Genomic DNA, 25,022 nt, shown 5'->3' with positions numbered 1-25,022 from the left:
TGATTAGAAACCGTCGTTGAGACTCAAATGCAGTCGTCAACGAGGCTTTTTAGTTATTTTTTGACGTTGTAAGTAAATGTTCGTCCTTCTAAAGTGATGGTATATTTATGCGAACCAAGTAGGTATAAAGGTCTTTCAAAAGAAGTATAAAATGACTGATATTTTGAAGGTGTTATTCCTTTATAATGACCATTTTGCAGAAAGTGACTTTTAACATTAAGAGCCTTATTGTGTGCAAAGGATTGAAGTTTCTTAATATCTCTAGCCAAAATATAATTTCTATATTCAATAATTGGAATGTAGTATTTTGTATTACTATCAAAACCTAAGTTATTATCAAATTGGCTCTTAGGAGGTTTTGGAACATTGATTTGTAAATTCAATCCTCCTAGATTCAAGTTTTGCTTTGGAGCTTTTGCTCTTGCTTGTTGAATTTCATAAGGCGAAATAGGTGTTTTGGGAAGTGTATACGTTATTCCTTTTGGCTTAAATAAAGAACTTGGATAATTTGATGAGTTTCTATTCGAACCAACTCTATAAACCTTTTGATAGTGAGGACGATAAAACATCACTGTATTTCTCGCTTCCAAATTATAAATTGGGGATTGAAACGTCTTGTTACTTCCAAAATTATACAGCCCATAATAACGAGTAGGGTGGAATGTTGGAACAAAGTTTAAAATCCCTTCTCCATACTTAGCTTTTAAAATAGAAGGTCTAAAATGTTGTTTTGCATATTCTTGTGGAAACTGATTTGTATTTTGATAAGCTGTCATTAAGCTAATGCCATTTGTGGTAGGTGGTGTCAAGTCTAAGTTTGTTCCAAAACCTAATATTCTAGTATCTTGTACATAACCATACGCATCCACTACGTCAATCGGCTCATCACACTCAAGAGCAATCATAGCCACTTCTGCACGCTGGTTGTTGCCTATCGATATTGTGGCTAATTCAGCTTGTTTGATACTCATTTTATTCATCTTATCTATCATTTTATTATACTTTCCAGTTCTGAAATGATAGGTAAGAAGTTTGGTTTCAACTTGCTTTTTAGAGTTACGGCTGCCTTTGAGAGCTGTATAATACGCCATACTACTTCCTCCAATATTTTTTTCGATTTGGCTTGTATTTGCTCCTGCTGAAAGGTTATTGTTTCCTTCTTTATCAATACGAACAATACTGATTTCATAAATGGTAGAACCCTTTAGTTGTGGAACTTGGAAGTTCACTTGGTCAAAAGTACAGTTTACCTTATCTGTATCTATACTTTCGCCTGTTTTGAGGTCTGTAAAACGAGCTACAAAAATAGTTGAGCCTTCAGAAATATGTAATTTTTTAAATAAAGGCTGATCGCAAATAGACTTTGTAAGTTTTACATTTCCCCACCTTGCACCTTTAAAGGCATAACGAGACCTTGCAAAAGGTTCTGCACTCACGATCTGATCTTGAGGTATTTCTTCCAACCCTTCATTTGTTGTGAAAGAAGTTGATTTATGTTGAGTAGCTAGTTTTGTATGAATATTATTTTCAATTTCCCAACCTGAAACTTCTACATAAAACGTATATTTTGTAGTTGGTTTTAAGGCTTCTTTTGCTACAAAATAGGCTTCTTTTTGGTATTTATCAAACTTGGTTTTGCCTTCTACCATTATCTTTTTTCCTCCTTCTTGATATGATAATTCAGCTTTTTGCAAACGAACATAAACTGTACTGACTTCATCTTGCTCATCTTCGTTTTCGGCAGGCACAACCAATTTGTAGGTATTATTTGAATAATACTTTGTAATGCCTTGACTTTCATCTCTACCAATTCCCAAATTGAAAGATACGCTTGGGTCAGTCATTACACTTGCTTTTTTAGAGCCTTCTTTTGGAGCAATTTGAGAAATTAGAGGATAATCATCAAAAGGATTTTTGTTTCCTTGTCCTGTAAACTCACATTTTTCACCAAACTCAAATTCAAAATCCATATTTATTTTGATGCGATTTCCTAAAAGTCCACCCTTTACGACAAAATTACCACCCAAGTAACTAGGGTTTGGAGCTTCTACTTCTACAAGTGCAGCACTCTTCAAATCTATTATTTTGAACTCTCTCTCTTTGCCGAAAAGTTTTCCTTTAAAACCTGCTTCTCCACCAAAATAACCGTAAGCTTGTCCTTTCGCTCTCCATTTATTGATTCCAAAATCAGATTTATTATTACAAAGTGTTTCATCACTATATTTAGCAAGAAGAATATCAAAACCTGCAAAGAGTTCAAAATCAGCATAGAGAAACAAAAACTTTGCATCTAAAGCTCTTCTGAAACCTAGTCCCATTGCAAAACCTTTTCCTTCTTGCGCTTCTTGGTATTGTGCCTTTTGTGATATTGGAAGATTGAGTGTCTGACGTATTTTTTTAGGGACAGATGGCAAATATTGAGGAATATGCGTTCCCATCATAAAATAACCATTGTAAGAAAGTGTGGTAACTTTCAAATCAATATTCATATTCAAACGGCTCTTGTCATTCCAAGGCTCATCTTGCATAGCTTGTGATTTTGACCATTTTCCTAAATTCAGATACCATTTGTTTGGTTCAAAATGTAATTCAAGGTTTCCGTTTCCTTGCACCACATCTCCAGCTTTTATATTGATTGCACCAGCCATATTAAAGGCAGGTTTGATGGCATCAACTTTTATTCTGACCGAAGCACTAGCCACAGCATTTATTTTTTCTGCCATTGGTAAATCAATCGGTTGCATAAAATAGCCATCGCCTTTCAAAATAAGTGAATCCAAGGCTAGTCCTTTTTCATTGTCTTTTCGCATAAACACCTCAAAACCTAAGTCTGCATTAAAACTAGAAGCTGCATCTGAGCCTCCAGAAAGCCCTAAAACCATATTGGCTTTAAAACCAAATTTATCTTTTTGAGGTGTAAATGTAGTTCCTGAAACGGTTTGCCCTGCTTCTGAATTTGGATCAAAATCAACTGTTTCAAACTGCTCATAAGACACTGCTTTTGGAGTTTCTCCTCGTTTCATATTGTACCACGCACCACCACCAAAACCATAGGCAGACAAAGAAGTAGTCATAGGAATACCTGTTTTTAATAATGCCATTGCATCAAAATACCAATACCTAAAGCCTTCTTCTGTAACGACATTATTTTTATTTTTGATAGAAAGTGTTTTTCCAATTTGTAGCGTAGCATCTACTTTTACCAATTTTTGAATATCGACACTTACTGCTCCTCTAAAACCATTACCAAAAGTTAGGTCTTGTTTGTAAATATCAACTTCTCCTATAAAATGAGCTACACCGATATTTGCATCAATATTAATACTATTCAGAGATGTTTCTTCATAAGTCAATTTCTTAGTATTTTTATTATACTTAGAAAAAACAGTAAAGGTAGCACCTCCTTTTATTCCGTTGGCAAGATTAATAAGGGTAAGTTCTGGCGATAATTTTATTCCATATATTTCTCCTCCTCCTTTTTGTTGGGAAACAAGTTCTAAAGGTTTTTCAGGATTGAAAGATAAAGGAAAATCTGCCAAACGGCTTTGTTCTTCGTTTGGATTTTCTAAAGCAAATTTTGTAAAAGATTCAATGAGCTTATTAGACCCACTTTTTAAAGCCAGTTGTTCGAAACGAATATTAGGAAGTGAAAAACTAGAAACATTATTTTCTTTTAATTCCTCTTCTTGTCCTTCCGAGTTTTTGGCTTTTCCATCTTCCCAACCAATACTTACAGCACCATTTAAAACAGCATCAACATGCCATTTATTTGAATTATCCTTTTTGATAGTAACTTTAGAATCTTGTTCTAAATCCAAAGTAGCAATCCAAGCTGAAACTGAATAATCTTCATTTGTAATGACTGAAAACTCAAAATTTGCATCTCCTTGTTGATTGGCTTGAGCAATCGAACCTTCATAACTTAATGCCTCATCAGTCAAAGGAATTTTGACTTTCCCTTCCATAAGTCCACCAGAAAGCGAACTGTTTTTGAGTGTAATTCCAAATTTTTGAAGTGAAATTGCCCAGTCATCAACACTTCCATCATTTAAGGAAAGCAATTCTCCACTTGCATTGATTTTTCCAGAAAATCCTAATTTGTCAATGATAAACTCATTCGCTTCCAAAACTAATGGTTGTTTGTTTTTCTCAAATACTTTTGGTAACGTTACACTCAAATTTTGAATATAAATTCCTACCCAATCATTTCCTTTTTGGTGTTTTTGTTTGACAGCAGTAGGCGTTTTTTTGCCTGATAAATCCAAAGACAAAGAAGGCGCAGCAAAGACCAAATTTTGAGCAGAAGGTAAGACAAAAGAAGGGTAATTAAAGGCAGCTTCAAAAATCCAATCTCCAACCTGTTCGATTTCTGTTTGGAAGGTTGCTTTTAGTTTTTTGTTCTCATTCTGAACTACTTTATTATATTGGTAAGGCAAAATTTTATTTCTTGACCATTCTAAATTACCTTTTAAAGCTACTTTTTCAATTCCTTTACAACTAAAGTTTGCATACGTATTTTGTTGTCCTTTCTCTAAAATCAAAACTAAATCATTCGAAAGTTTGAGCGTTTTGTCACTAGAAAGAGAAATTCTGCCCTCTGTATCAGCACAAAAACCATTCGGACGAATTCCTAAACCTGTTCCTGTAAGTGTAAAAAGGTCATTTTGCAAAACTTGAGGAATTTCTACTCCCAAAACGGTGTGCATTTTGGCTTCCGTTGGAGAAAAAATAATTCCAACAATCGCCAAATTATAATTATTGTTATCCAAGCTTAAAGGCAAACCAATTGGAACATTTCCACCTAATTTTGAAACTTGTCTTGAAGCATTTCCTAAAAATTGATTGATTTGTTTTGCTTTACTGGCTATACTTTGCAAATCTGCATTCGGATTTTCACTAACTGCTTGACTAACCAAACTTTGATTATCCACTTTTGCATAAATATTTCCATCAAAGAGTTGGAAGCTATTATTTACTTTTAGATTATTGAATTTTACTTTTATAGGAGCATTTAGAAAAGCAACCAGAATTGTTCCTTCACCCGAATTATTTCCATTGATAGAAGTAATTTTCATCTTAAATTTTCCTGCAATAATTTCTTGTCCTACTGAAAGTTTCAAAGGCGCAGAAGGTGTAGGTGCAACAATCTGACAAGCTGCCATACATTCGGGAGAATCTTGTGGGTCTTTGGGAATATTTGGATTATCATCATCATTTGGCAAATCATCATTATCAATTATGACAACAATATCATCAGGAATTGGATTTTCATCATCGCCATTATTATCATCATCGTCGTCGTCATTATCTCCATCAACTACAATTTTATCATCATCATAAGTAAAAGAAGTAACTGGACTATGCCCTTGATTTTTGAATTGAATTGAATTACTAGGGTCATAAGCTGTTACACGAATGGCATATTTTCGCCCTTTTTGCAGAGGTGGCATTGCTAATGTGTACGAAAATGTATTTGTGATAATATTATCTTTCTCAAAATAAATCTGAATAGATGGATTATTAAAAGCATCATTGATATTGAATAAATTATTTGCACTCATATCTACAATTTTCAAATGATAACGAGTTTTTGAAGGCACACCAGCAGGAGTCCAAACAAAATTGACAAATTGAGGTGTACTAGGGTTTATTTTGGCTTCATCAAGTGGCAAAACCATAATTGGAGGATCATAATTGGTTATCAAAATAGATGCACAACCAAATTCAGAGGACAAAAGATTGCTATTCTGAAACTCAAAAGCCTTTATACACAAAGAATATGAACCTTCTGGAAGAGCTTCATTTTGTGCCAATGTAGAAACAGAAACACCTTGAATCTGCACGTCATTTTCTGTCAGATTTGCATTAAAACTCTGTAATTGATTGTAGGTAAATGTCCTTGTCTGTCGTGGATTAAGAATAATTGGTGCAGTAGGAAAATAACTTTCCTTTACTTTTATAGAAACACCATTATTTCCCTCCAAAGAAGGAATAAGTCGGATTTGCTGTGTTTCAGCACTTGTATTTGTGAGCGTGATAATGACAGAATTTCCTCTATTGATGTAATTTTCTAAATAAATTGGATAAGGAGGAATGACAGTAACATTTACGTTTATAGTTTGTGAAAAAACAGTTTGAATACTTCCAAAACAGACTAAAAAGAGTATTAAAAGTGATAAATAAAAATGGTGTTTGTATGTCCTCATTGTTTAATTTGGTGATTTGATGAGATTGTTTTCTTGAATTTTGTATATAAAAAGTATGCTTTATAGTCCCATTTTTGGTAAAAATGGGTAATTAATAGCTTTATTTTTTTTGTAATGTATAGCTCGTGAGGACACAAGCAATGGTAGTTTTTACTCCGTTAGGAGTTTCATATTGGTAGTAAAAATGAAAAAATCAGAATTCATATACTCCGTAGGAGTTGTATATTGGTAGCTTTTTGGATTAAAAATCTTAAAATTCTACCAATATGTAGTTCCTAACGGAACAGAAAGACAAATAAGTTTTAACCTTACGGCTATGAATCCTAACTAGCAATTAACATAAATGTAAAAAGCAGGAGATTATCTTACCTCTTCGCTTGTTAAAAAATGTTACGTCAAAAATGCGTAAAAGGGTTCTGCAAGACAAGCAAAATGATGTAAACGGTAACTTTTGGGGCGAATGGCAAAGCAAATATATAACTTAAACCTGTTTTTTTGTAAAAATTTCTAGTTTTTCTTTAATAATAGAATTGTTTTTTCTTGATACAGGAATTAGTTCTTCGCCATAAAAAAGGTGTAGTTTATAGCCTTGTGCATTTCCAGAAATGTGTTTGACTTGATGAAGATTGATAAGATAACTTTTATGGCAACGAAAAAATTGAGGAAAGTCATTTTCCAACATTTCAGAAATTGATTTGAGTGTATTTCGGATTAGCTTCTTTGAAATAGATTGATTTTCTAGAAAAAATATTTCTAAATAATTATCAGCAGTTTGAATGTAAAGTAAATTATCGGCTTCTACTTTAAAATCTTCTTCTTTGTTTTCTGTTAAGATAGAGATAATATTAGATTTTGTTTGCAATGATGCTGTAAGAGTAGGTTCTGATTTTATATGCTGTGATACTTCTAGTTTTTTATCTATCTTTTCTACTTTTCTATCAAGTTCAAAAATTTCTACTGAAGTGTTTTGAGATTGCTCTTTATTATTGGATAACTTTGTAATCTCTTGTGTTAGTATTTTTCTCAGTTCAAAATAATTTCTGACATAAAATGAAATAAAAATGGGAAAAATAGCTACAGAAATAGTATAGAATTCAAATTTTAGTAATCCCCAAATTGTTAAGTCAATAAATCCAGCCCAATTAGCGTATAGAATATTTACAAAACCAATTGTTCCAATATTGATAATGGTTATCACAAATTCTTTTGCTACTGTCCAATTTTCAGCTTGAAATAATTTAGGAAAAAAATGGAATAATACTACTTGAAACACAAACATTACAATAAAACAAATAAGCCCAGAGCCAAAAGCGACTTCAAAAACATTTAATCGATGTCCGTGGGCAATACCAAAAGGCTGAAAAATGAGCAAGAAAAAACTAATAAACAGACTGTACACTATACAAATCCAAATGCGTTTTTGAATAGAAGTTTCTAGTGGGTACTGTCGTGTAAAAAATGAAATTATAGTTTCTTTGCTCAAAAAAAACTGATAATATCCGACCTTGTGTTTCAGTATTGTATTTTGCTCTCGTATAATTTTTTTATTTTCTCTTATGGTTTCCAAGGTCTTCTGCTGCGTAACTTTAGGTTCTTTTTTTAGCACATTTTTTTTGGCTTGCAAAGCAAATGAAATAAACAAAACCTCTAGAACTGAGCCTAGTTGTACAGGGTTTAAGTAGTTACTGGGAGGTAACAAAACCAATGTTTGAGCTATGGCTAAGATAAAACCTAGTGTTAAGAATCCCCAAGCTAATAAATAATATTTAGCTGGATAAAAGCCTCTATAATAACTTAAAATTCCTGTGATAAGCAATACAACTCCTAATGTCAGAATTCCCACCTGCGAAAGCATCCAAGCCTCAACTTTAAAGCTAGAAAAAACCAATAGAATAATCAGAAATCCAAAAAAAATATAAAAGTTCAAAAGAAAAGAAAGCCACTTAGGAAATATGCTTTTTGTAAAAAAAGTCTTGGTAAAAATTACAGCAAAGATTTGCATCAGAGCAGCTTGTAAGATAATGAACTGGTTCAATTCTGGTATCTCTGACCACAAGTATTTAAAAGGGTAACCATAAATACTTGCCATAAAAAATGTTATAGAAAAAACATAGAACACATAAATTAAATATACACGTTTTCGGATAACTAGAAAATTCAAAAGGTTATATAAAATAACTAGAATCATAAAACCTAAGTAAATACCTTGAGCAAAGTCAAAATCGTGAACAAAGGCAAGATAATTCTCTGCCGTCCAAGAACGCAAAGAGAAGAAGAGGGGTTGTAGCGAACGAATGCGTATGTAAATCGTACTTTCAGAAACATCTTCAACTGGAAATGTAAAATATCCTACCTGAAACGACCGACTTGAAAAGGGATAGTTATCTCCTGTAGTGACTTGTTGAATAATTTTCCCTTCGGCATTCACTTGATAGAAAGTAACCTCGTCTAAAGAAGATGCCCCTAGTTCAATACGATTATCTCCTTTTGTAATACTTTGGTAAGGTAATTTGAGCCAAAAAGCTGAATAAGAACTTTCTAAGTTTACATATTCTAACGTGTTTTTTTCAAATTTGTAAACTTCACTTCCTAGCAAGTCTTGAAGCGTGAGTTTTCTTTCAACATCTTCAAGTATAGAAACCTCTTTGCCCAGTGTATGAAAAGTATAACCCTCTACTTTCAAAGGTACACAAAGCAGAAAAATAATTAAGAAAAGCATAATAAAAAAACTAAATCCGACAGCATCATAAATGCGCTTTTTGATAGATTTTTCTAAAGAATATTTTTTCCTTAATAAAGAAGTAATAAACATAAAAAATAAGAGTAGTAATAGTTTTCTGATTGAGAATATTTATAGAAAAACATTCAATTATCTAACAAGAAAGTGATATTTATTCAAAAAAACGAATTGACTTTAACGGTAAATTAAAATATTATAACATATCAAAACTCATTCAACAGCTATAAAATAGCTTTAAATTAATTAAATTTGGAAAAAATGTCTTTACTCTATAATTTATATAGAACTTAATCCAACTATTTTCTTAACAATTACTCAATGAATATTAAATACAACTATTCAAACATGTTGCTCCTTATGGTGGGCATGTTTATTTCTTTTGCTTCTCAAAATGCCTTTGCACAGCGAGATAAAAATATAAATCGTTCTTATTTCAAACAACTTGACCAAGAACTTCCTACACCAAATGTCTATCGTGCAGGCTCTGGCGCACCTGGTCATGAATATTGGCAACAAAAAGTAGATTACAAAATTCAACTTACCTTAGACGACGAAAAACAGCGCATTACAGGTCAAGAAACAATTACGTATCATAATAATTCGCCTGACGAACTTTCTTACTTTTGGGTACAGTTAGACCAAAACATGAGAGCAAAAGATTCTGATACTTATAAAACTTCTACTGGTACACTTAACGAAAAAAATACACTTCAAGGAATTGCTTATGTAACAGGAAATTCTGATTTTGAAGGTGGTTTTAATATTGAAGGTGTAATGACAACTGATGGAACAAAACTTCCTTTTACTATCAATAGAACAATGATGAGAGTGGATTTGCCAACCCCATTAAAGGCAAATGAGACATATTCTTTTCAAATAAAATGGAATTACAATATTCAAGACCAATTAAAATATGGTGGCAGAAGTGGCTATGAATATTTCGAAGATGATAAAAATTATTTATACGAAATTGCTCAATTTTTCCCAAGAATGGCAGTTTATGACGATGTAAATGGTTGGTTGCACAAACAGTTTTTAGGACGTGGAGAGTTTGCGTTAGAGTTTGGAGATTATGAAGTAGAAATGACTGTTCCTGCTGACCACATTTTGGGTGCAACAGGTGTTTTACAGAATCCAGATGAAGTTTTGACTGCTGAACAAAAAGAGCGTTGGGCAAAAGCTCAAACTTCTGAGATTCCTGTTGTGATTGTTACACAAGATGAAGCTACTAAAGCAGAAAAAAACAAAGCAAAAGAGACAAAAACATGGAAATTTAAAGCTGAAAATGTACGTGATTTTGCTTTTGCAAGTTCTAGAAAGTTTATTTGGGATGCAATGGGCGTAAAAATGCCAAACGGTAAAACGGTTATGGCAATGTCATATTATCCAAAAGAAGGAAACCCACTTTGGGGGCAATATTCTACGGAGGTTGTGGCGCATACGTTAGAAGTTTATTCAAAACATACGATTGCTTATCCTTATCCAGTTGCTATTTCAGTTCATGGACCTGTTTGGGGGATGGAATATCCAATGATTTGTTTTAATGGTGGAAGACCAGAAACAGATGGAACATATTCTTCAAGAATTAAATACGCAATGATTTCGGTAATTATTCACGAAGTAGGACACAACTTTTTCCCTATGATTATCAATTCTGATGAGCGTCATTGGACGTGGATGGATGAAGGTTTGAATACATTTATGCAGTTTATTACAGAACAAGAATGGCAAAGAGATTATCCTTCTCGTCGTGGTGATGCTGCAAATATTGTAGATTACATGAAAGGTGAAAAATCGGGTATTATGCCAATTATGACAGACTCAGAAGAGATTTTACAGTTTGGAAACAATGCTTACGGAAAACCTGCAACTGCTCTTAATATTTTGAGAGAAACTGTAATGGGAAGAGAACTTTTTGATTATGCTTTCAAAGAATATGCAGAGCGTTGGGCATTCAAACATCCCAAACCTGCTGATTTTTTCCGTACTATGGAAGATGCTTCTGGAACTGATTTAGATTGGTTTTGGTGGGGTTGGTTCTATACGACTGATAATGTAGATATTTCTATTGAAAATGTAATGTTCTTTGAGCCAAATTCTGCCAATGCTGAAATAGCAAAAGCAACTACAACAGAACAAGAAAGCATCACAGCACAACGCAACAAAGCAGCTATCGAAAAAACTCGTTTGGAGCGTCGCCCACAGCTTAAAGATTTCTATAACTCGTACAATGATGGAATTACAGAAGCAGAAGCAAAGAAAAATTATGAGGATTATATGAGTAGTTTAACAGATGAAGAGCGTACTTTTATTAAAAACAATCCTTATTTCTATCAAATAGATTTCAAAAATATAGGTGGAATTGTAATGCCTGTTATTATTGAGTTTACTTACGCTGATGGCAGTAAAGAAACACAAAAAATCCCCGCAGAAGTGTGGAGAAGAGATAATGAAATGTTTAGTAAAGTCTTCATGACGAAGAAAAAAGTTGTTTCTTTCCATTTAGACCCAAATCTTGAAACGGCTGATACAGATGTGTATAATAATTCGTATCCTCGTCAAGAAGTTCCTACTCGTTTTGAGCTTTATAGAAGAGATAATAGTTACTCTTCTCCAAATCCAATGCAAATGAACAAAAAGAAGAAAAATTAATAGCATTTGATACATCAAATTATTACAAATCAAAAAACTCATTCTATAAATTTTTTATGGAATGAGTTTTTTTATGCCTCTACAAAATCATTGTACTATTACAAGCTATTTTCTCAACTATTAAATTTAAAATTAAAAACTACTTCTATTCATTGTATGCTATGTTTTTACAAAAAAAAATATAAAAAGTTGTACATGTAATTTTTTTTTCACAAACTATTTTTTTTAGTATTGTATATCAGTTGATTACTGACTAGGTTTAATTCTATTATTTAAACACTTAATTTTTTAAGAAAATGAAAAAATCAATGAATTTTTATGCGCCTATATGGCTGTTTGTGCTAGGTTTGGCTTTTGGGCTTTTTAGCTGTGAAAATGTGGATAAAGAAGGTGACCCTTGTTATGATGAGCCTAATCCTCTATATTTTGCTATTACAGACTCAAGTTATAATAATCTTTCTCCCACTAAAGAAGATAGTTATTATGATTTAGATTATGTTCACATAATAATGCACGATGGTAAAAAAGTAGATGATTTAAAATACATGTATGCAGGACAACAATTTGATACTTTTTTTTCAGCTAACAAAGGATATATTTTTGTTTCTGATTTCTTGGGAGATATCGCTAGTTCAGAAGAATGGAATTGTAACCATATACCTAGTGAAAATTCTATTACTTATATGAATAAACCATTTTACCTTCACTTGAGTATAGACGATATAGATACATTAATGTGGAAGCAAGATGGTTTATATCATAATGGACAAAAAGCTCCAGTAGATAAAAAAACACCATTTATAATTCGTAAAAAAGCTGACTAAGCAAAATAATAAAAAAACTGCTGTTAATTTTGATACTGTTTGTACTAGGTACAAATCTATCATTTGCTCAAAAAGAAAATGACCCAGAAAGGGCTTATGGAACTCGTAATATGACTGACCAAGAAATGGAAACCTTACCTTGATACGGAAATAATCAGTATTTATTAGACTTAGAATATTCATATAATAAATTCATTCATTACATTTGTAAAACTACTTATGAATAAAACTCTACTAGCTAATTTTTAGCTTTTTTATATTTCAATTTTAAACACTTAAATTTTTAATACTATGAAAAATTTAATTAATTTTTATGCGCCTATATGGCTGCTGGTGCTGGGTTTGGTTTTTGGACTTTGGGGATGTCAAGAAGATGCTTCTGAAGAATTTGATAACCCTAATGCTCTTACTATAGGTTCTCCTATGAATCTTCTAACGATGAATTTTGTGATTGCAGATTCCTCTTATACTAATTTAATGAAAGGAGAAGGTCGTAATTTTTATGACCCAGAATATATTTATCTAGAAACGTTTGATAAAAAACATAGAGATAATCTAAGTAAAAGGTTTCAAAATAGGTCTCATGCTCCTGTTTATGAGGGGTGGGTCTTTGAATCTAAATTACTAGCACAAATAGCTAAGGACAGAGATTATGAACCAAAATGTCAGAAACCAGAATATGCCAATAAACCCTTATATCTTCATTTAAGCCCTATAGATATAGATACACTAATGTGGAATCCAGCAGATACAAGTTTGTATCACAATGGAAAAAAGGTAAATAAATTTAATGCCTTACTTAAATCAACTAATGACTAAAATGAAAAAATATTTATTTGTTCTCTTCTTTATATTGAATTTTATCTCTTTTTCTTTTGCACAGAAAGTGGATAGTTTGTATGATTGTGCTACTCCTTACTTTACCAAAAGTCAGATGCAAGAATTACCTTGGTATGGAAATAATCAATATTTACTAAATACTTTATGAAAAAACTCTACTAGCTAGTTTTTAGCTTTTTTTAATTTATTTAAACACTTTAATTTTTAAGAAAATGAAAAATTTAAAATTCAATTTACCGATATGGCTGCTGGTGCTAGGTTTAGCTTTTGGGGTGTGCTTATCAAGTTGCAATAAGAATGAAGGAGAACCCATGACAAATGAAATAGCAGGAGATTTCGTTTTTGCTTTTGTAGATTCGAATGCTAACAATATTTGTAAATCAAAAGAAAATAGTCCCTACGATGTAGATGCTATCAAAATTGTTATGCATGATGGATATGAAGTAGAAGACTTATATTACTATACGCCTGGACAAGGACAGAACGATTCATCACACCCTTCTACTAGAGGATTAGTATTTGGTTCTCATTATATATTTACGATAGTAGCTGATTTTACAGAAGCACATCAAAAATATAGTGATAAGCCTTTTTACTTGATAATAAATGAAGAGGATACAGATACACTTATGTGGAATTCACAAGCAAAAAGATTCTTTCATAATGGTAAAGAAGCTCCTGTTGATAGATATGGTTCTCCACATATGTTAATAAAAGGAAAAGGTCTTTAATATGAAGAATATACTACTACTGTTTGTTTTGGTACTAGGTACGATACTTACAACTAATGCACAAGTAAAGGTAGGAGAATGTGGAACAGAACCTCTTACGCAAGAAGAAGCTCAAAATCAACCTTGGTTTGGAAATAATCAATTTCTATTAGACTTAGAATATTCATATAATAAATTCATTCATTACATTTGTAAAACTACTTATGAATAAAACTCTACTAGCTAATTTTTAGCTTTTTTTAATTTATTTAAACATTTTAATTTTTAAGAAAATGAAAAATTTAAAATTCAATTTACCTATATGGCTGCTGGTGCTAGGTTTAGCTTTTGGTCTTTTTAGCTGTGAAAATGTGGATAAAGAGGGAGAGCCTTGTTATGATGACATCACTCCTTTAACTTTTACTATGACTGATATGCTAGGAAACAGTCTTTCTTCTACTAAAGAAGATAGTTTTTATGATTTGGATTATGTACATGTGATTATGCATGATGGAAAAAGAGTAGATGACTTGAAGTATGAATATAACCCTTTCAAATCTTACCATCCATCGAATGAAGGGTATGCGTTTCTTTCAAATTTTTTAGGAGATATTGCTTATTCTAATATTAATAAATGTAATGGAGATGAAAAGCAAAACCCAAACTCTATAAAATATACTAATCAGCCTTTCTATTTAGTGTTAAGTCCAGATGATACAGATACTCTACTTTGGGATGGAACTAAACTTTATCATAATGGAAATCCTGCTCCTAAGGATTCTTCTCCATTTATGATACGTAAAAAAGGAAATTAAAAAACATGAAACAATTACTGTTGATATTGATGCTATTTGTACTAGGTACGAGTCCATCATTTGCACAAAAAGAAATAAACGAAACTGATACTTGTGGAACCAAAAAACCTACAAGAAAAGATGCAGAAAAGCTTCCTTGGTATGGAAATAATGAATTTCTATATGATTTTTTGGATATTTCAAAATAAATAAATTAACCTATGACAAAAACTCTACTAGCTAATTTTTAGCTTTTTATATTTCAATTTTAAACACTTAATTTTTTAATACAATGAAAAATTTAATGAATTTTTATGCGCCTATGTGGCTGCTGGTGCTTGGTTTTGCTTTGTTTAGCTGTGATAGTGAAGATATTACTGCTAGTGATGAAGAACCTATTTTTTATACTAATAGAGGAGGGATTGCTTTTGCAATAGTGGATAGAGAATATAACAATCTCTTTAAAGATGAACAAAACAGCATTTATGATATGGATTATATTCATATTGTTACTGCTGACGGAAAGTACAGAGACAACTTGAGAAAACAATATATAGAACATTATCATATACCCTATTATGAAGGATATACTTTTGTTTCTACTTTACTATCACAGATATCAGCATCTGGAAGCCATGATAAAGACCATATTAAACCAGAATATGCTAATAAACCTCTTTATCTTCATTTAAGTTCTACTGACATTGATACTCTTGTTTGGAATGGTAATGAGAAAAAATTGTATCATAATGGAAAAGCTACGAACAACAATGCAATCGTTAAAGATTTGAAGAAATGAAAAAGTATATATTTATTTGGCTGTTTGTAGTACTAGGTACTACATCAGTATTTGCACAAAAAGATGGTGACAGCACATATTATTGTGGAACTCCTAACCCTACAGTAGAACAAATGGAAAAACTGCCTTGGTATGGAAATAATCAATATTTACTAAATACTTTATGAAAAAACTCTACTAGCTAATTTTTAGCTTTTATTTAATTTATTTAAACACTTTAATTTTTTAATACAATGAAAAATTTAAAATTCAATTTACCGATATGGCTATTTGTGCTTCTTTTTTCTTTTAGTTTATTTAGCTGTGATAGTGAGGATATTACTACAGATAGTAACCAAGATTATGGAATGCCTAATAATAGTGGAGGAATGCTCTTTGTAATAGCAGATTATCAATACAATAATCTTTTTAAAGATACTAAAAAAGGTTATTATGATATGGATTACGTATATCTCATTACAGCTGATGGAAAATATAGAGATAACCTAGGAGAACAACATTTAGAAAGATCTATTGAACCTATTTATAAAGGATGGGCTTTTATTTCTCCTTTACTTGCTCAGATTTCTAGTAGTGGCATTTATGAAAAAAAGTTTTGGAAAACTGAATATGTAGATAAACCCCTATATCTTCATCTAAGTCCAACTGATATAGATACACTTATGTGGAGTAGTGAAGATAAACGCCTTCATCACAATGGTAAACTAATAAATAAATATAACGCAATATTAAAAGACGTAAAAAACTAAAACAAATGAAAAGATATATATTTACTTGGCTGCTTGTTATACTAGGTATTGGATCAGCTTATGCACAAAAAGACAGCTTGATTGAATGTGGAACTCCAAATATACCGAGGTCAGAAATGGAAAAACTGCCTTGGTATGGAAATAATCAGTTTTTATACGACTTTTTAGATGATTTAGAAGGTTCAAATAAACGTACAGAACGTGATTTTCAAGGCTATCAAGTTGCTGTACAGATTTGGGTATATCATAAAGACGATGGTAGTGGAACAGTTCCTGAAAACTGGGAAATTATGCGTTGGCTCAATATGGCAAATGATATTTACAAACTGAATAATATTCCTATAAAACTCTATTTGTTGTGTGATCCTGTTCATGTTAATCGGACTCGTTATTATGATAACATAACTTATGCAGAGTTTGAAAATATGATAGGTGAAAGCTATAACCCAAACGCATTAAACGTACATTTTGTCAGAGATAACCGTGTGAATGGAAGGTCTGTATTTCCTAATTATTTCCCAAATCCTTATAGTCTGATGATAAAGACTGGTGATAGAGATGTGATAGGAAGTTTAGAAAATATAGATAATGAAGATAATCAAAAAAGCTTTGTTTCTACACTTGTACACGAGATAGGACATACTTTAGGTTTATCTCATACTCATCAAGGAGGGGAAGTGACTAGTAATATTGCTAATAATGCTCTTGCAGGTAGATGTGAACAAGAGTATGTAGATAGAGGTAAAATATTAGAAGCTAGTTGTTCTCAATTTTATACTACCCCATTTTTAGCAGCCGAACGTAATGGAGATGCACTTATGGATACTCCTGCTGACCCAGATTTATTTTTAGACGATAGATGGTGGGTAACTGATGGCTGTAACTATGCTCCTAATATAGGAGGACATTCAATACCTATATCAAAAGATAAAGATGGAGTTTCTTGGCAACCTTCTGCTATTAATATCATGTCTTATTCTCGTCCTATTTGTAGAATTAGAGAAGGTTCTATTACTACTTTACAAAAAGGTGTAATGTTGTGGTATTTAGAAAATCATCTTCAAAGTAATTTTGGTTTTCCTCCTTATGATCCCAATCCCATTGTTCACAACGATGCCGAAATAGACGAATATGAAAACGACAACACTAGAGAAACAGCTAATTTTGTCAATCTCTCACGTCTGACACGTCAGCATCATACACTACACGTAGATAAGGGTGGAACGGAAAAAGTATGTGATGAAGACTGGCTTACTTTTGATGTGACTTATACTCGCAAGGTAATCGTAGTTACTCGCCCAGCACCAACAGGAAATCTAGGTGCAAATACTTATTTAGAGTTATTTAGGTATCAAGCAAATTCAAGTGGTAACTTTACTTTAGTGCCTGTTGCTCAAGATGCTAACAGTAGTATTTATGGAACAGGTTACTCTCGCATCATAGAAGATAATCTCCCAGCAGGAAGGTATTATGTAAAAGTTAGTAGTCTTTCAAGTGGCTTAGGACATTATGTAATCGGTATTTTTCCAGAAAGAGAAAGTTGGGGTGGCTATCCTAGTGGCTCTGGAGGAACTGGAGGAAGTACACCAGACGGAGAAGTAGAAGTCGTATTGGGTACTCCTACTGGTGCAGGTGGTGATATAGATGGAGATGGAACAGTTGATTATCTATGTGATGATACACAGTTTGCTATTAATGGAATAGATTTTAGTGATCCTTTATGGTCTGTAGAGTGGAGTGTAAATAATTCTATTGCTACAATTGGAAGTAATGGCTTACTTCAAACAAATGGTTTTTATGGCGATGTAGTTATTACAGCTATGATTAAATATGATGGTGTACTTGTAGCCAATGCAGTAACATCAGTTTGGATAGGCAAACCAGAATCACCAACTTTGAATATTACTGGTTTGCGAGATAATAATGTAAAATGTGAGGGTGAACCTATTTATTTGAGTGCTGCTAATTCTACCCAAGGTTTTGCGACTCACTACAAATGGACAGCTTATAAAAACTTAGTACAAGTTTATGAAACGACTACAACAGGTTCTTATTTAGGAGTAAACGCTTTTATAAGAAACTTACCTGTGGGTAATTATTTTGCAAAAGTATCTGCTTGTAATGATTGTGGATGTAATGAATCTCAATTTGTAAGTTTGACAGTTATTTCTAGTAAAGACCCAGAGTGTGGAAGTCTTGGGGGAGGAAGAGGAAAAGTACAAATCAATTCTATAATTGAAAATGAAATTGTTATTTATCCAAATCCAGTAAGTAATCAACTAACTATAAAACTTCCACCTATTTATAGTGATAATTCTACCCAAGTAGAATTATACAATAGCATTGGTCAGTTAGTTTTATCAAAGAGTTATGAAGAAACAAATATTGAACTTCCTGTTTTATCTTATCCAAAAGGATTGTATATTTTGAAAATACAAAACGGAGAAGAACTCAAAACAGAAAAGATAATTATAGAATAATTTGATTGAATAAAACATAAAACTCATTCTATAAATTTTTTATGGAATGAGTTTTTTTTTGAAAAATCATACTCTACCTTATACCAAAATCAAATTACATCTAAAAACTATATGATTGTCTGACAATTTTTGTGAAAGTCATCAATGAGGATTTTTCTGCAACTAGATGAAGAAAATGATTAAGGAATTAAAATTAAATAACATACTCATTTAAAATAACAAATTATTGATATTCAGCGCATTACATTTGTAATCTTTAATTATCTTCGCTGCTTTGGCAGGTCGTAATTGTTCCTAAAGGAATAAAATAAAAAATAAATTGTTACTTTCCATAAAAAAATGAATTATAGAAAATAAAAGCTCTCATTAAGTTTTATTGAAGATTTTATCAAAAAGATTGAGAAAGATTTTGAGAAAGACACAAATTTTATTTTCTTATTTGGCTATATTCTGTAAATTTACCATTACAAACGAAATTTAAAATAAAACAGACCTATACACACTAGCTCTATTTTCAAAAAATAGTAGCTTATAATATAAAATTTTATGCGAGTAATTCAATTTAGAGAAGCCCTACGTGAAGCCATGAACGAAGAAATGCGTCGTGATAAAAGCGTTTTTTTGATGGGAGAAGAAGTAGCAGAATACAATGGAGCTTATAAAGTCAGTCAAGGAATGTTAGAAGAATTTGGCGAAAAGCGTATCATTGATACACCGATTGCCGAACTTGGTTTTGCAGGAATTGGCGTTGGTGCAGCTATGAATGGCTTGCGTCCGATTATCGAATTTATGACTTTCAACTTTTCATTAGTTGCTATTGACCAAGTAATCAATTCAGCTGCCAAAACACTTGCTATGTCGGCAGGACAGTATGGCGCACCGATTGTTTTTCGTGGACCAACAGGAAATGCAGGACAGTTAGGCGCACAGCACTCTCAAAACTTTGAAAATTGGTATGCCAATACACCTGGATTGAAAGTGGTTGTTCCAGCTAATCCGTATGATGCAAAAGGCTTACTCAAATCATCTATTCGTGATAATGACCCTGTAATTTTTATGGAGTCTGAAATGATGTATGGCGACAAAGGTGAAGTTCCAGAAGAAGAATATTTAATTCCTTTGGGTGTAGCTGATGTAAAACGTGAAGGAACAGATGTAACTGTCGTTTCTTTTGGTAAAATTTTGAAAGTAGCTCAACAGGCTGCTGAAGAATTAGAAAAAGATGGAATTTCTGTTGAAATAATAGATTTAAGAACTGTTCGTCCGATTGATTATGCTGCCATTATAAAATCTGTCAAGAAGACAAATCGTTTAGTCATTGTAGAAGAAGCTTGGCCTCTTGCTTCTATTGCAACTGATATTACCTACAATGTTCAACGCCATGCTTTTGATTATTTGGATGCTCCTATTCGTAGAGTAAATTCTATGGACGTTCCTTTGAGTTATGCACCAACGCTTATTGAAGCTGTTTTACCAAATGTAAAACGCACTATCGAAGCGATTAAAGATGTAGCTTATGTGAGCTAAAAATTAAAACAAACCTACACCGTTTTTGAAACCTTGTAGGTTTAAACACTAAAAATATTTTGATTTATCAATAAAATAACGAAATTTACAGTCATATTACTGTATTTCAAAATTTATTTCTCTTTTAAAACATGAAAAAACGAACCATTTTTACTCTTGTATTTTGGCTTTGTGCAATTGCACTTGGTTATGCCCTTGTTGATACTATCAAAACGAGTATAGAACAAGAACAACTTATTAAAGAATCTGAAGCTCGTGTTATCGAACGCCTCAAAATCATTCGTGAAGCTCAAAAAACATATCAACTTCGTTATGGAAAATATGCTGCTAGTTGGGATTCACTAGAAAAGTTTATGAAGGAAGGTGTTATTTATAATGTCAGTAAAAGAGAAGTTGTAATTCCTAAAGACAAAATTCGTACACTTGAAACCTATTATTTAGGTGATAGCGTCAAAACTTATTATGATACATTAGGAACAATTCCTGCAATTAATAGTGTTTTTGAAGAAGGAAAACCTACTTTTAATTTGGATAGTATGAGGTTTATTCCTGGTAAAAAAGAAGGCAAGCAATTCAAGATGTTTGTAGAGAAAAAACCTACTGGAAAAACAGATATTATGGCAGATTATATTGAAGTAATTGACCCTTTTCCAGTTAATCCAGAGCGTTCTGATGAAAATACAAATCGTCGTACAAAATTCTTGCGTTTTGGTTCTTTGAATGAAGTTTCGACAGTTGGTAACTGGGAAGATAAATAAACAAAAAAGTATATCAGTTCTATCATAATAAAAACGATTATCAATTTATTTGGTAATCGTTTTTTTATGTGGAAAAATTGAAAATAATCTAATCTTTAAGTTGCTTATTTACGTTCAAAGTATAAGGATTTTCCTTGATAAATAAATTTAAAACAGCCAAATTATGAATGCTATAATTCTTCAAAATTGGAAAAGTAATAAAGCGTTTCTTTTACTTCTTATTCCCGTGCTACTTTTAATGGGACTTATTTTTTTGATTCAATCTCCTTATTTTAATCAAGGACTTACTCAATCAAATAATTTTATTTTAGCCATCAGCATTGATTTTGTTTTTACTATTCCACTTATTTATTTTTTTGCAATCCGAAAAACTAAAATTCCGAACCTGACAGCTATTACATTAATGATTGCAGGACTTTTTTTAGGGTTGTATTTTTTACCAAAAGAAAATCAGAATTACCTACAACTTTTTAAAACCTATTTTTTTCCTATAATTGAACTCAGTATTTTGAGCGTTGTAATTTGGAAAGTCAGAACAGCTATCAAAAAATATAAAAATCTGAAATTAGATTATGACAGAAATACAGCAGAAATATCTTTTGATTTTTTTACAGTATTAAAAAATAGTTGTGAGGAAATTTTACCAAAACTGCCTGCTTCTTTATTAGCTACTGAAATAGCAGTTGTTTATTATTCAGTTATTAACTGGAAAAAAACCAAAATAAATACTACAAAAGAATTTACTTATCACGCAACTAGTGGAACAGTCGGACTTTTAGGAGCTTTGGTTTTCATTATTACTATCGAAACGATTGCTCTTCATTTGTTATTAGGAATGTGGAGTAACATTGCAGCTTGGATTCTTACTATTTTGAGTATTTATACAGGTTTTCAGATTTTAGCTTTTGCAAAATCAATTTCTAAAAGACCAGTTTTGATAGAAAATGATATACTTTACTTGCGTTATGGCATAATGAGTGAAACTGAAATTGAACTAAAAAATATCAAATCAATAGAAATCTCTGAAAAACCATTAGAGGAATTAATGGAAATGGAAACAATAGAAAATAAGGCGAAAAGCAAATTGTATCAGAAACTTTCCCCCTTAGGAAATCTTGAACAGCATAATATTATAATTCGTCTTCATAAAAAAAGGAAATTAAATGGAATTTATGGAATAAATAAAGAATTTGAAGTCTTGGCTTTTCATGTAGATGAAAAAGTAGATTTTGTAAATCAGATTCAAGAAAGAATAGAATCAAAGTAAGAAAAAACAAAAGGCAAGATACATAAAATAGTATTTTGCCTTTCATTCATAATCTAATATTCAACATTCACAATTCTCTAGTGCGTATAATCTCTCATCAAGATAGCTTCTAATTGTTTCATTCCTTTTGTAGCTACTTCTTCTATAAAGTGAAGGTTAGGGAACGCACGAACAGCAGGAACTTTTGGGTCAATGATATATTTAGGAGCTTGGCGAGGGGCGTAATCAAGCAGACCAGCAGCAGGATAAACCAAAAGGGAAGTTCCCACAACGACAAAAATATCTGCTCCCATAGCTTCCATAACAGCTTGTTCCATCATAGGAACAGGTTCGCCAAACCATACAATATACGGACGCATTTGTGAGCCTTTAGGGCATTTTTCACCCATATTTAGCTCCCAACCTTTCATCGTAACAATATGCGAATCATCTACCGAACTTCTAGCCTTCATTAGCTCGCCATGAAGATGCAAAACGTGTGAAGAACCTGCACGCTCGTGCAAATCATCTACATTTTGAGTGATAATAGTAACATCAAAATTGCGTTCTAATTGAGCTAATATTCTATGTGCTTTATTGGGTTTTGCCTCCAAAACATTTTTTCTACGTTCATTATAAAACTTTAATACTTTCTGTGGATCAGCTTCCCAACCTTGGGGTGATGCTACTTCTTCTACTTTATGTCCTTCCCAAAGCCCATCAGAAGCTCTAAAGGTTGCAATTCCACTTTCTGCACTTACGCCAGCACCTGTCAAGACTACAATTTTTTTACGCATAGGTATCGATGAATAGGATTTATAAGATATATAAGATTTTAGATTGCGAAAATTTCGAAACATTTATAAAGTCAATTTAATCATATATAGCTATACTCCTCCATTAATTAGATTTCGAAACTTTCTCTTATCAGTACACCTTCAAGGTGTCAGATAGTTCGTTTTATTAACTGTACTGACACTTATTAAAATGTCCGACAGGTTTACTTTTTCGAAAACCAAAAGGGTATGAGTATAACATTTTTCAAACTGTCAGCTACTTTAAAACCAAATAAATAGCATATATTTTTTTCTATCGTATCATTTTAATAATACAAAATACAAAGTTCTCAAAATAATTTGAAATAGTAGTATAGAATTTAAAATAATTTAGTTTTATATTAAAATGAGATACAAAGCTACTTTGTTTGAATTTCTACTAATTTTTGAAGTTCTTTGTCTTGATAATTTTCTTTTACTTGTATGACTGCATTGATTTTCAGTTTACAATTCATCATTCACAATTTTTATTTTTATGCCCACCCAAGAACAAATTGTACATTATTTTTATCGTCTATTTCGTAGTGCAGGAATAGAAGTTCAGATGGCAAAATATCTAAATGCGCTGATTGGTGTAGTTGTTTTATTGATTGTAGTTTATATTTTGGATAAAGTTGTCAAACAGCTTTTTGTAAATCTTATTACCAAAATTTCAGAAAGAACGACGAATCAATTTGATAACTATTTAGTCAAAAATAATGCTGCTGGACTTACAGCTCATCTTTTTATTCTTCTTTTTATTGTCTATGCACTGCCTTTTGTACTTTGGGATTTTCCTCAAACATATATTTATATAGAAAAAGCAGTTGATATTTTTGCTACGTTTGTTGTTGTTTTGTTAGTTCAGAGTGTTTTGAGAACTTTTAGTGATTATCTCAAAACGATGCCTACTTTTAGAGATAAACCAATTCATAGTTATGTGCAGGTTTTTATGATTTTTGCTTGGTTGGCTGCTGTCGTGTATATTTTTACAATTCTGACAAATAAATCCCCTTGGACTTTTTTTTCTGCGTTAGGTGCGCTTTCTGCTGTAATTTTACTCATTTTTAAAGATACAATTTTGGGTTTTGTGGCGAGTATCCAAGTTACGGTCAATGATATGGTCAGAATTGGTGATTGGATAACGATGGACAAATACAATGCTGATGGCGATGTGATAGAAATTAGTTTAGCGACCGTAAAAGTGCAGAATTTTGATAAAACCATTACGACGATTCCTACTTATTATTTGATTTCAGATTCGTTTAGAAACTGGCGAGGAATGACACGTTCGGAAGGAAGAAGAATAAAGCGTTCGATACTTTTGAAAGTTTCTAGTATTCATTATTTGAGTAATGAAGAAATAACAGAACTCAAAAATATTGATTTGATAAAAGGCTATTTAGACACAATGGACAGCGAAGTAAATAATTACAACAAGGAACATAACAGCAATAAAACGCTTCTTTTGAATGGAAAAAACATGACAAATTTGGGTGTTTTCAGAATTTATATTGAAGAATACCTAAAACAAAACCCTCACATCAACAACGATATGATTATGATGAGCAGACAATTAGAAGCTACTCCACAAGGTGTTCCTTTAGAAATTTATGCTTTTAGTAAGACTAAAGTGTGGCTAGAATATGAAAAAGTGCTTTCTGATATTTTTGACCATTTATTTGCTGCTGTTCCTTATTTTAACCTAGAACTTTTTGAAGCTCCTTCGAATGTTTTGGCAATTAAAAGAGAGAAGAGGTAATTTCAATTACGAATTACGAATTAAAAATTACGAGGTAAGCCAAGCCTAAAACCTCCAATTCCTGCACATAAATCTGCGAATGTGAAATTGTTTTTTGTTGTTTTCATTTTGTAAAGATAG

The 25,022-nt window shown here is 32.0% G+C and carries 19 protein-coding genes; 16 read left to right on the top strand and 3 right to left on the bottom strand.

The window, feature by feature from the left end:
- Positions 1 to 53: 53 nt before the first annotated feature.
- Together ACE193_RS03340 and ACE193_RS03335 are read right to left on the bottom strand one after the other, a co-directional pair.
- Entirely contained in the window at positions 54 to 6,206 is a 6,153-nt protein-coding gene (locus ACE193_RS03340; RefSeq protein WP_375561599.1) for a hypothetical protein, read from the bottom strand.
- 481 nt (positions 6,207 to 6,687) lie between these two features.
- Positions 6,688 to 9,018, bottom strand: a complete 2,331-nt coding sequence (locus ACE193_RS03335; RefSeq protein WP_375561598.1) for a 7TM diverse intracellular signaling domain-containing protein — start codon at positions 9,016 to 9,018, stop codon at positions 6,688 to 6,690.
- 246 nt (positions 9,019 to 9,264) lie between these two features.
- Here ACE193_RS03335 and ACE193_RS03330 point away from each other — a divergent pair, with 246 nt between their 5' ends.
- From ACE193_RS03330 to ACE193_RS03260, 15 genes are all read left to right on the top strand, one after another.
- Positions 9,265 to 11,598 (top strand): M1 family metallopeptidase, encoded by a 2,334-nt coding sequence (locus ACE193_RS03330; protein WP_375561597.1) that lies wholly within the window; start codon positions 9,265 to 9,267, stop codon positions 11,596 to 11,598.
- Between the two features lie 296 nt (positions 11,599 to 11,894).
- Entirely contained in the window at positions 11,895 to 12,422 is a 528-nt protein-coding gene (locus ACE193_RS03325; protein ID WP_375561596.1) for a hypothetical protein, read from the top strand.
- Between the two features lie 291 nt (positions 12,423 to 12,713).
- Positions 12,714 to 13,241 carry a hypothetical protein gene (locus ACE193_RS03320; protein WP_375561595.1) on the top strand — a complete coding sequence of 176 codons (528 nt, stop codon included), beginning with the start codon at positions 12,714 to 12,716 and terminating at the stop codon, positions 13,239 to 13,241.
- Position 13,242: 1 nt separating this feature from the next.
- The gene (locus ACE193_RS03315; RefSeq protein ID WP_375561594.1) at positions 13,243 to 13,410 is read left to right on the top strand and encodes a hypothetical protein; all 168 of its coding nucleotides are present in this window, start codon (positions 13,243 to 13,245) and stop codon (positions 13,408 to 13,410) included.
- 64 nt (positions 13,411 to 13,474) lie between these two features.
- Positions 13,475 to 13,993 (top strand): hypothetical protein, encoded by a 519-nt coding sequence (locus tag ACE193_RS03310; RefSeq protein ID WP_375561593.1) that lies wholly within the window; start codon positions 13,475 to 13,477, stop codon positions 13,991 to 13,993.
- Position 13,994: 1 nt separating this feature from the next.
- Positions 13,995 to 14,204, top strand: coding sequence for a hypothetical protein (locus tag ACE193_RS03305; RefSeq protein ID WP_375561592.1), 210 nt, complete (start codon positions 13,995 to 13,997; stop codon positions 14,202 to 14,204).
- Positions 14,205 to 14,265: 61 nt separating this feature from the next.
- Positions 14,266 to 14,787: a hypothetical protein gene (locus tag ACE193_RS03300; RefSeq protein WP_375561591.1), complete on the top strand. Its 522-nt coding sequence runs from the start codon at positions 14,266 to 14,268 to the stop codon at positions 14,785 to 14,787.
- A 5-nt stretch (positions 14,788 to 14,792) separates the two neighbouring features.
- Complete coding sequence (locus tag ACE193_RS03295; RefSeq protein WP_375561590.1) at positions 14,793 to 14,975, top strand: hypothetical protein; 183 nt, start codon at positions 14,793 to 14,795, stop codon at positions 14,973 to 14,975.
- A gap of 83 nt (positions 14,976 to 15,058) precedes the next feature.
- The gene (locus ACE193_RS03290; RefSeq protein ID WP_375561589.1) at positions 15,059 to 15,565 is read left to right on the top strand and encodes a hypothetical protein; all 507 of its coding nucleotides are present in this window, start codon (positions 15,059 to 15,061) and stop codon (positions 15,563 to 15,565) included.
- Positions 15,562 to 15,732, top strand: coding sequence for a hypothetical protein (locus ACE193_RS03285; RefSeq protein WP_375561588.1), 171 nt, complete (start codon positions 15,562 to 15,564; stop codon positions 15,730 to 15,732). Before ACE193_RS03290 ends, ACE193_RS03285 begins: the two co-directional genes overlap by 4 nt.
- A gap of 105 nt (positions 15,733 to 15,837) precedes the next feature.
- A complete protein-coding gene (locus ACE193_RS03280) occupies positions 15,838 to 16,314 on the top strand; it encodes a hypothetical protein (protein ID WP_375561587.1) in 477 nt (158 codons plus the stop codon).
- A 5-nt stretch (positions 16,315 to 16,319) separates the two neighbouring features.
- The gene (locus ACE193_RS03275; protein WP_375561586.1) at positions 16,320 to 18,794 is read left to right on the top strand and encodes a zinc-dependent metalloprotease; all 2,475 of its coding nucleotides are present in this window, start codon (positions 16,320 to 16,322) and stop codon (positions 18,792 to 18,794) included.
- Positions 18,795 to 19,340: 546 nt separating this feature from the next.
- Positions 19,341 to 20,321, top strand: coding sequence for a pyruvate dehydrogenase complex E1 component subunit beta (locus ACE193_RS03270; protein WP_375561585.1), 981 nt, complete (start codon positions 19,341 to 19,343; stop codon positions 20,319 to 20,321).
- Between the two features lie 131 nt (positions 20,322 to 20,452).
- Positions 20,453 to 21,079 (top strand): hypothetical protein, encoded by a 627-nt coding sequence (locus ACE193_RS03265; protein WP_375561584.1) that lies wholly within the window; start codon positions 20,453 to 20,455, stop codon positions 21,077 to 21,079.
- Between the two features lie 163 nt (positions 21,080 to 21,242).
- The gene (locus ACE193_RS03260; protein ID WP_375561583.1) at positions 21,243 to 22,346 is read left to right on the top strand and encodes a hypothetical protein; all 1,104 of its coding nucleotides are present in this window, start codon (positions 21,243 to 21,245) and stop codon (positions 22,344 to 22,346) included.
- A 77-nt stretch (positions 22,347 to 22,423) separates the two neighbouring features.
- On the opposite strand, the gene ACE193_RS03255 is transcribed toward ACE193_RS03260, so the two are convergent.
- Positions 22,424 to 23,122, bottom strand: a complete 699-nt coding sequence (locus ACE193_RS03255) for an NAD-dependent deacetylase (protein WP_375561582.1) — start codon at positions 23,120 to 23,122, stop codon at positions 22,424 to 22,426.
- Between the two features lie 514 nt (positions 23,123 to 23,636).
- Here ACE193_RS03255 and ACE193_RS03250 point away from each other — a divergent pair.
- Complete coding sequence (locus ACE193_RS03250; RefSeq protein ID WP_375561581.1) at positions 23,637 to 24,902, top strand: mechanosensitive ion channel family protein; 1,266 nt, start codon at positions 23,637 to 23,639, stop codon at positions 24,900 to 24,902.
- Positions 24,903 to 25,022: the final 120 nt, after the last annotated feature.

Origin of the sequence: Bernardetia aquimarina (assembly GCF_042180575.1) — a bacterium.
In the GTDB taxonomy this organism is placed as follows: Bacteria; Bacteroidota; Bacteroidia; order Cytophagales; family Bernardetiaceae; genus Bernardetia.
The sequence above is the reverse complement of the archived record's forward strand: the minus strand, read 5'-3'. Positions and strand labels throughout refer to the sequence as shown.

What these genes read in the sequence shown, in the direction of transcription:
- ACE193_RS03305 (WP_375561592.1), top strand. Translation starts at nt 13,995, where the DNA reads ATGAAGAATATACTACTACTGTTTGTTTTGGTACTAGGTACGATACTT.
- ACE193_RS03300 (WP_375561591.1), top strand. Translation starts at nt 14,266, where the DNA reads ATGAAAAATTTAAAATTCAATTTACCTATATGGCTGCTGGTGCTAGGT.
- ACE193_RS03315 (WP_375561594.1), top strand. Translation starts at nt 13,243, where the DNA reads ATGAAAAAATATTTATTTGTTCTCTTCTTTATATTGAATTTTATCTCT.
- ACE193_RS03265 (WP_375561584.1), top strand. Translation starts at nt 20,453, where the DNA reads ATGAAAAAACGAACCATTTTTACTCTTGTATTTTGGCTTTGTGCAATT.
- ACE193_RS03260 (WP_375561583.1), top strand. Translation starts at nt 21,243, where the DNA reads ATGAATGCTATAATTCTTCAAAATTGGAAAAGTAATAAAGCGTTTCTT.
- ACE193_RS03335 (WP_375561598.1), bottom strand. Translation starts at nt 9,018, where the DNA reads ATGTTTATTACTTCTTTATTAAGGAAAAAATATTCTTTAGAAAAATCT.
- ACE193_RS03330 (WP_375561597.1), top strand. Translation starts at nt 9,265, where the DNA reads ATGAATATTAAATACAACTATTCAAACATGTTGCTCCTTATGGTGGGC.
- ACE193_RS03325 (WP_375561596.1), top strand. Translation starts at nt 11,895, where the DNA reads ATGAAAAAATCAATGAATTTTTATGCGCCTATATGGCTGTTTGTGCTA.
- ACE193_RS03255 (WP_375561582.1), bottom strand. Translation starts at nt 23,122, where the DNA reads ATGCGTAAAAAAATTGTAGTCTTGACAGGTGCTGGCGTAAGTGCAGAA.
- ACE193_RS03250 (WP_375561581.1), top strand. Translation starts at nt 23,637, where the DNA reads ATGCCCACCCAAGAACAAATTGTACATTATTTTTATCGTCTATTTCGT.
- ACE193_RS03275 (WP_375561586.1), top strand. Translation starts at nt 16,320, where the DNA reads ATGAAAAGATATATATTTACTTGGCTGCTTGTTATACTAGGTATTGGA.
- ACE193_RS03310 (WP_375561593.1), top strand. Translation starts at nt 13,475, where the DNA reads ATGAAAAATTTAAAATTCAATTTACCGATATGGCTGCTGGTGCTAGGT.
- ACE193_RS03285 (WP_375561588.1), top strand. Translation starts at nt 15,562, where the DNA reads ATGAAAAAGTATATATTTATTTGGCTGTTTGTAGTACTAGGTACTACA.
- ACE193_RS03270 (WP_375561585.1), top strand. Translation starts at nt 19,341, where the DNA reads ATGCGAGTAATTCAATTTAGAGAAGCCCTACGTGAAGCCATGAACGAA.
- ACE193_RS03290 (WP_375561589.1), top strand. Translation starts at nt 15,059, where the DNA reads ATGAAAAATTTAATGAATTTTTATGCGCCTATGTGGCTGCTGGTGCTT.
- ACE193_RS03320 (WP_375561595.1), top strand. Translation starts at nt 12,714, where the DNA reads ATGAAAAATTTAATTAATTTTTATGCGCCTATATGGCTGCTGGTGCTG.
- ACE193_RS03295 (WP_375561590.1), top strand. Translation starts at nt 14,793, where the DNA reads ATGAAACAATTACTGTTGATATTGATGCTATTTGTACTAGGTACGAGT.
- ACE193_RS03340 (WP_375561599.1), bottom strand. Translation starts at nt 6,206, where the DNA reads ATGAGGACATACAAACACCATTTTTATTTATCACTTTTAATACTCTTT.